Raw genomic sequence first — 7134 nt, forward strand, 5'->3', positions numbered from 1 at the left:
CTCCATTGTAAAGGGTTTTTTCATTGTATAACGACTTGTTTATTGAACATTCTTTGTATTTTTAATGATCAGTACCTTTTAATGCAACGCTAGTGAAATTAGTTAGTGTAATGAATAATATGAAAGCCAGCATCATTAGCACTCCAAGAATAATAGACTGTTCTTGAGCTATTAAATTCGGGGTCTTTTACTCCGAATTGGAACTGTCCATTAGACTCTCTGTATGCGGAACCAGTATTCCAATGCCATCTGACTTCTGCATCTGGCCAGGGAATTAATTTGGGTATATCCCACATCACTAAAGGTGGTCTAGAACTAACCACTCTATCTTTGTAGATATTAATAGCACCGCTTGAATTAGCATTTTTGCTCGATACGGTCCATCCATTCATTTCTATATTTAGATATTTAGTCGTAAAATAGCTCATATTACCAGAAGTGGTTCCCCACCCATCCGTACCTAGAAAGTTCCTCAAAGCATTTACCAGTTTTACGTCTCCGCCCCAATAAGAAGCATCCCTTACATCAAGCCCGATATCACTTAAGTATTCTACTGCCATTGCTAAAGCAGTAGGACCACATGCACTTTCAGGACCGTTAATTCCTGGTGTTCTTTGATAAATATAAGGAATGTTCAAAGCATATTTTTCTGGTAAAGACTGAATTCCAAAATCACCAGCATTTAAATAATTTTCCCATTGAGATTTTGCATTTGGATCTTTATTTAAAGAGAGGGATTTAATTGCCTGATTTATATTATCCGCATCAATATTTTTAGTTTCTCTGGAAGAACTTGAATTTTTTTGTTGTAAAACTTTTATTTTGTGCTTTATCTCTTCTGCATCTTCCGCCATTAAGTATTTTTGACCTCCAAAGTAGTACACCCGGTCATCAGAATTTTGTTCATCGAATCCGCTTTTCCCGGGTGTACCTCCGAATTCTAGTACAGGTGAGTAATCTTTATCTGCACTTATAATGTAATATCCAACATCCTCGCCTTTAACTTTTAATAAGAAATAATACGCAATGATATTATCTGTAATGTCATAGAGATCTGTTTCATGTTCAATAATTGCATCGTCCCACAATCCATAGAATTCAAAGTCAGGCTGAAAAGATTCAATCTCAGCTTCAATCACTTTTGTTGCCTCTTCAACAGTTACTTCAGGTTCTTCTGCATGGCTTAAGTTAAAAGTCATCAGGACAAAGAACAAACCAGTAAGTAAGGCCAATACATGCTTCAAAAAGAAATCAATCCCTTTATAGGTATAAATTAACCCTAACACTAAAAGATTTTTATTTCAATAGTTGGAATTATATAATTTTTAGTGTGTTGAAATATGTTGCTCGCGATACTGAAGTCATGATAGTACTCCTCCGAGGTCAAGACAAACACGAAAATGCCTGACCATTGTTCTCCCAAAGGCATGCCGGAATGCGATCAAGGCAATGCCCTTGTATTCGACGGATTCGATCCAAATACAGCCACCGCATGGTTTCGCGGCAATGAACTGAATTGCGCCGCTTGTCCGCTCCAAGGTCTTTGCGAGACGCAATTTGGCTATTCCTTTACCGACACTCCCTTTTTCCACGATCCTGTTCCACAAGGAAGTGAACTGCAAAAGCAGATGTTGACATTTCGCAAGCAGGTCCAGCTGGCGTTTGCACAGGAATCAAATCAGCTTACGTCTGTCATGAAGCAAAGGAAGGTGCCAGTACGTACCACTAAACGCGTGGAGAAATGGTTCTGCCTCCGGATCATGTGTCCATCCTCAAAAAGCCTAAGTTTTCACACTTGTGCAACTAAAAAAGAAGCAGTGTTTCGGAACACGGGATACGTCTGTCCAAAATCAAGTGTCGGAATGGCACAAGGAGTCGTCTGGACTGTTCGTTGGATCGAACAATCAGTTCATTTCCATTATTGGATGTGGAATGAGTACACTGCACCCCTCGCTTTAATGAAACAGATACTTTTTGAACAGCCGCTTTTAGGTACGACAGCACCATTTGCAGGATTTTACTCGATAAGTTTATCTCGCATGGCATACTTAAAAATCATACCTGCGCATGAATGGACACCACTTACCGCAGTTCGAGCGTAATCTTCATCGGTTAAATTAATTAATATATTTTGATGCATTTTGTGGCTGATCTTTGAAATATTAACGCTGGCAATGTACTGTACCTACATAATATGTTGATCTCTTTTTGTCTTATCCTGACAGAAGATCGTTTAACGCCACTTGCTGCATACACTAGGATCCATTCATTAGCGACCATCTGGAATGATATTTTACGAACTCTCTTTTCGTCAAGGGATTCCATATAAAGGCATTGCCTAACACACAGCAAGAAATCAAGTTTGCTGTATATGGTGTAGCTATGGGCTTGCCATATTCGATGCACTGGCTTTTAGAAAATCGTGGAGCAAGCCATTGATAACTGTCTACGAAATAAAAGTTTCAAGGAGCGACTTCCTTCGCGACGATAAATGGCCAGCTTATAAGAACCAATGCCACCGATTTTTCTTCGTTTGTCCAAAAGACCTTATAAAACCAGAGGAACTGCCAGACGAGGTTGTGCGGGCAAAAAGAAAAGGTGAATTTAAAGAAGTTGATATGAACTTCAATTTGCTGTGGGGCATAATTTAGCAGGTTAGAGAACGAAGCGCATCCTTTTTACAGCAGCCAGCGTGGAATGATTGAGGCATGGCTTGATGATAAAGTCAGCCGTCGAATTAGCAAACGAACTGAATACAGACATGATTGAGGTTGTTAGAGAATGCGAGAGAAAGCAATCCCAAGCTGAACAGGTGATCGAAGAGGCAGAAGCTTACAAGCGTATGAAGAACATTCTGCACCAGTACGGATACACCACGTTGACAAGTGAGTGGGAGCGAGTCTTGCACCAGGCGCTTTCTGCAAAAAGTAGCCCAAGAATAAGCAGGATGATAGATTCCATGGCTGATCAGATGCGAGAGCTACAAAAATTAGTTTAGAGGAGTGGATCGTGTGAATAACGTTGTCCAATTAAATGTACAGGAACAGTCTCGACCTCCTGTCATTAAGGAATACAACGGTGAACGTGTTGTCACCTTCAAAGACATTGACCAGTTACATGAACGCTCTGCTGGAACTGCAGCACGAAACTTCAGCCAACACCGGGAGCGTTTCGTTCCGGGCGAAGATTTCCACGTAATAACCTATGATGAGGCTCGCTTTACGAATTTCGTAGAACGTCCGAACTCTCAAGGTTTGACTCTCGTTACGGAATCGGGTTACCTCATGTTGGTTAAATCATTTACAGATGACCTGGCGTGGGAGGTTCAGCGGCAGCTTGTTAAGGTTTATTTTTCCTCGACGCAGGAAGTGCCGATGAGTGATTATGAGAAGCTCATGTTGACGATGAAAACCGCAGTTCACCACGGAGAGAAAATCGAGGACTTAACGCAAAAATACACAAAGATCGAACACACTGTGGACAATTTGTTAACCAGCGAGCATTGCAAAAGGCGATAAACAAGCGAGTGTGCCAACTTACTGATACATTTGAGGAGCGTCGCCTCACTTTGTTTGGCGTAGAGAGCCTAGATAAAGCCAAGCGCAAGATGTTCTCTCAGATTCACAGATCCGTTAAGGACAGCTTTGCAGTAGCGTCCTATCGCGATATCCAGATACAAGAGTTTGATGAAGCACTACGATTTGTAAAGGCATGGCGCCCGCGGTTGGTCGCCTAAATACATTTTACAAGAATAGAGGGCACTGCCAGGACGGAACATAGCGTCAGTTGGCTGCCCTTTTTGCCATTAAAAATTAAGGAGGAAAATAATGAGATTAAAACCATTGGCTGTTAACATAGATACTGGTAAAATTGACCTAGACGTATTACAACAAGAAACGCCATTTATCGTGGTGGCATGCAATGGGACATATAAGCTTTGTGAATTGCCAGAGCATGGTGAAACGAAGGTGATTACGCATCAAGGACAAGTTAAAAGGGTGAAGTTTGATGAGGGGGAAGAGTTTTAATAAACACAAAAGAAAGTTTGGCTTAAAAACGATAGGGTTACTTATTTACTTTCTTTTTCTGTTTTTATTAATAGCAATTTTTGTGTTCTACCTTTTTTATATAATGTTCTTTCCAGATTTACAAACCCCAGATATTATGAATAATATAGCACTTGTTATGGCATTTTTATCATTGCCAACAGCAATTAAAGGCATCGTCGAGATTTTTACTAAGCAAGATCATACAAAAGGGATCAAATTTGAGGGGCAATGCCCTTCCTGTTTTGAAAAAACTGTTTACTATTTTAAGAGGGGCGGACACGAGAAGAACTGAGGTGATATTTTATTGTACCAGATTCAATTGAAAAGACCGTGTGATGCATTTTGGTCTTGTCTTACTCCTTCAGATTGGTTTCAACTTCTTGCAGTATTTATAGCTGCTGTAGCAGCGCTATTATCTTTTCTAAGCATTGTGCAATCCAGAAAACAATCTAAAGAAAATTTAGAAGAAAGAAGGAGAAATTTAAGACCTATTTTTAAGATCATTAGCTACGATATTGATTCGTTAGGTAAATGCCTGTTTGTCCATAAAAATGTAGGGTACCAGTTTTTCACTGTAGATGAGGCTAAATGGTTTGGATCTAATGAAATTGAAGTCAACAAACAATTTAATGGCATAATGGACACTAAACAACGAACCGGGAGTAAAGTTGATTTCCAAGAGAAGACCGAAGTAATTATTACGGAATTGAACATGATTAATAGAAGCTTAAGTGGAAATGGGTTCTATTGCTTGATAGTAAGAGATATAGAAAACAACCTTTTATATCTACGATCACCTGATATTCAATTCGAAAACGGAAGAATTATTAATGGTATAAATGTAAATAATGAATATTTAAAATCTAGTTCTACCAGCCCTCTGGAGGACACTTAATGACAGCGTAAAGCTGCCGTTTGGTGTCCTTTTTTATTTGCCGAAAGGAGTTGCTTATGAAGACAAAGCAGAAGCCGGAGAAGCTAACTGAAAAAGAATTAAGAGAACTAATGGATATAGATCGCCAAACGTATGAACGGAGATCAGGAGTCGTGAGACGAAAGGGTGGTGTAACTGCTAAAATAAAGTGAACAGTTTTTGCTCGTTTCCATTGAACACTTCAGGAGATGCTAATAAAGAGGTCCGGGAGTTTAAAGAAAGAAACGGCAGCGGAGCTTTAAATGTATTTGAAGTGAAAAACTCTTCTTTCATAAAGGATTTAAATAGGCAAACCTTTGACAATGAAGGAGATCAAGATTTGAGACATTATTTAATCGTGCTTGTTAATGATCTCATCGAAGTAGCGGCATTCGAAGAACCTATTATGACTTTCTATAGTAAAGAAAGACTCTTCAATTGTAAGGGCGGCATGATGTAACAATGCCACTCAACCCCCTGAAGCTAAAATGGTTCTGAATGATAGAGAGGGAGAAATGACAATACTTTTCCTACGCTCAACAGTTTTTATTACGATAGGGTAGCCATATTTTCTTTCTCCTTGTTTTGTTTTGGGTTGAAAAGCCCGTGGGGGGATGATCTAAAATGATGGGTGAATGAATACACCTTCTGCTAGATTGGGCAAGTTATTATAATCTATGCTTTCAAAATTTATCTTGTCGCGTGTCTCTTTGGGGAAATGGAGTCCCAAAACACTGCTCATACCATCGTTACCGTATTGATCGATAAATTCTGCCTGCGCCCCAAAAGAGATCGAGTCTAATTCCTGTATCGAATCAGTTTTTTCAAGAACCTCTAAGATTTCTAAGTATGCGCTGCTTATCATCATGCTCTTTGTAAAATTGTCACTTAACTTGAAATATATATTAGCGCGCGTTTGAATACCTTGATCGCTATAATCGACTCGTATTAATGCGTCGCCCCAAACTTCGCTTGCAATTTCCCTTATGCGATTCTCTAGTTTCTCTGTTTTGTTTGCTTCTGCGCCAGCTTTAGCTTTTAAAGCTGACGCAGCCTCAGCATTGCGTTTTTCCTCAGCAGCTTTTTCAGCCTCAGCCTTTTCTTTAGCCTTCTGTTCGGATTCTTCTTCAGCTTTTTTTGCGTCTTGCTCAGCTTTCTCATGTGCGTCTTGCTCTGCTGCTTCATCCTCAGCTTTTTCGGAGGTCATTTCCACGCTCGTTGTTTCAATGTCTTGTTCTTGATCAGACAATTCAGCAATCGCTACATTATCGTTCTGTGGGGGAGACGTGTCAACGACGCCGGCAACAACAGCACTTAGGATAAACAAGTATGCCGCCGTTGCAATAATCATCTTCAAGGGTTTGCGACTCCTGAACCCCGGTATTTTCTGAAACAAACTTTTTATCTTCATAAAATCTCCTTTCAATTGACATTAAACTTAATACGCAGAGTTCTTTGGAGACTGTGAACATGGCGCTCATCTCTTCGAGGATATGTGTGCTTTCAAAATTAATGATACGCGTCATATGTCCAGGTATTGCAGCGTATTGCACAAGAAGGCGCCGAAGGTCACTACGACTTTGGTGCCATCTTTTTTCTTTGCACAAAAGTTAAAGTGCTTTGTTCCCTCTGTTTTCTTATCTTCTTTCATAATTACCTCATTGCTTACCTGTTTTTTGCAGAGAGAGTTGAAAAGACCTTAATGGTTAGTAAGATTAGTAAATAGAAAAAAGCCAAATTAAATAATAATCCCAATATATTAAAGGTAAGGTATTCGTATTCAGAATTTAGTATAAGCCATGCTGCAGGAAAACCGTAATCACGAGTAAATGTATTGTAATGATTATAATTAATGTAATAGCCTATATCCGTAAAAAATGTCGTGCCCAAAGCAAACACTATACTTATAATAATTATAGTTAATCGTTTGTTTTTAAGTAATTTCATATGCTCCTCCTATCAATAAGATCCTAGCAACATATAAACTTCTTAATTCATAGGGATCTTTAAAGGGGCTATAATTATTCTGGTGGGCGAGGGCAGGTGATCCACTAAGGCAATTTTATATATTTTCATACACTAATGTTGCATAAATAATTTCATAAAATTCTGTTCTTTATTCATCGCGGGTAAAGCAAAAAAAGGAGAACCTGAACGAAAGGTGATCTGTCC

The 7134-nt window shown here is 39.2% G+C and carries 12 protein-coding genes; 9 read left to right on the forward strand and 3 right to left on the reverse strand.

The window, feature by feature from the left end; all coding sequences use genetic code 11:
* Positions 1-98: 98 nt before the first annotated feature.
* Positions 99-1244 (reverse strand): cysteine peptidase family C39 domain-containing protein, encoded by a 1146-nt coding sequence (locus EV213_RS20405; RefSeq protein ID WP_133582413.1) that lies wholly within the window; start codon positions 1242-1244, stop codon positions 99-101.
* 156 nt (positions 1245-1400) lie between these two features.
* Here EV213_RS20405 and EV213_RS20410 point away from each other — a divergent pair, with 156 nt between their 5' ends.
* The 9 genes from EV213_RS20410 (at position 1401) to EV213_RS20445 (ending at position 5422) form a co-directional block, all read left to right on the forward strand.
* Entirely contained in the window at positions 1401-2102 is a 702-nt protein-coding gene (locus tag EV213_RS20410) for a hypothetical protein (RefSeq protein WP_133582414.1), read from the forward strand.
* A 333-nt stretch (positions 2103-2435) separates the two neighbouring features.
* Complete coding sequence (locus EV213_RS21400; RefSeq protein ID WP_208112793.1) at positions 2436-2651, forward strand: MmcB family DNA repair protein; 216 nt, start codon at positions 2436-2438, stop codon at positions 2649-2651.
* 62 nt (positions 2652-2713) lie between these two features.
* Positions 2714-2998, forward strand: a complete 285-nt coding sequence (locus tag EV213_RS20420) for a hypothetical protein (protein WP_133582415.1) — start codon at positions 2714-2716, stop codon at positions 2996-2998.
* A gap of 13 nt (positions 2999-3011) precedes the next feature.
* Entirely contained in the window at positions 3012-3518 is a 507-nt protein-coding gene (locus tag EV213_RS20425; protein WP_133582416.1) for an ORF6N domain-containing protein, read from the forward strand.
* A gap of 8 nt (positions 3519-3526) precedes the next feature.
* A complete protein-coding gene (locus tag EV213_RS21405; RefSeq protein ID WP_166639444.1) occupies positions 3527-3736 on the forward strand; it encodes an ORF6C domain-containing protein in 210 nt (69 codons plus the stop codon).
* Between the two features lie 91 nt (positions 3737-3827).
* Positions 3828-4028, forward strand: coding sequence for an XtrA/YqaO family protein (locus EV213_RS20435; RefSeq protein WP_133582417.1), 201 nt, complete (start codon positions 3828-3830; stop codon positions 4026-4028).
* A 325-nt stretch (positions 4029-4353) separates the two neighbouring features.
* A complete protein-coding gene (locus EV213_RS20440) occupies positions 4354-4944 on the forward strand; it encodes a hypothetical protein (protein WP_133582418.1) in 591 nt (196 codons plus the stop codon).
* Positions 4945-5000: 56 nt separating this feature from the next.
* A complete protein-coding gene (locus EV213_RS21260) occupies positions 5001-5135 on the forward strand; it encodes a hypothetical protein (RefSeq protein WP_279512781.1) in 135 nt (44 codons plus the stop codon).
* 20 nt (positions 5136-5155) lie between these two features.
* Positions 5156-5422 (forward strand): hypothetical protein, encoded by a 267-nt coding sequence (locus tag EV213_RS20445; protein WP_133582419.1) that lies wholly within the window; start codon positions 5156-5158, stop codon positions 5420-5422.
* Between the two features lie 159 nt (positions 5423-5581).
* On the opposite strand, the gene EV213_RS20450 is transcribed toward EV213_RS20445, so the two are convergent.
* On the reverse strand, positions 5582-6319 hold the full coding sequence (locus EV213_RS20450; protein WP_133582420.1) for a hypothetical protein: 738 nt from the start codon (positions 6317-6319) through the stop codon (positions 5582-5584).
* Between the two features lie 308 nt (positions 6320-6627).
* Complete coding sequence (locus tag EV213_RS20455) at positions 6628-6909, reverse strand: hypothetical protein (RefSeq protein ID WP_133582421.1); 282 nt, start codon at positions 6907-6909, stop codon at positions 6628-6630.
* Positions 6910-7134: the final 225 nt, after the last annotated feature.

Origin of the sequence: Aureibacillus halotolerans, from assembly GCF_004363045.1 — a bacterium.
Lineage (GTDB): Bacteria > Bacillota > Bacilli > Bacillales > DSM-28697 > Aureibacillus > Aureibacillus halotolerans.

What these genes read in the sequence shown, in the direction of transcription:
- EV213_RS20410 (WP_133582414.1), top strand. Translation starts at nt 1,401, where the DNA reads ATGCCTGACCATTGTTCTCCCAAAGGCATGCCGGAATGCGATCAAGGC.
- EV213_RS20455 (WP_133582421.1), bottom strand. Translation starts at nt 6,909, where the DNA reads ATGAAATTACTTAAAAACAAACGATTAACTATAATTATTATAAGTATA.
- EV213_RS21260 (WP_279512781.1), top strand. Translation starts at nt 5,001, where the DNA reads ATGAAGACAAAGCAGAAGCCGGAGAAGCTAACTGAAAAAGAATTAAGA.
- EV213_RS20435 (WP_133582417.1), top strand. Translation starts at nt 3,828, where the DNA reads ATGAGATTAAAACCATTGGCTGTTAACATAGATACTGGTAAAATTGAC.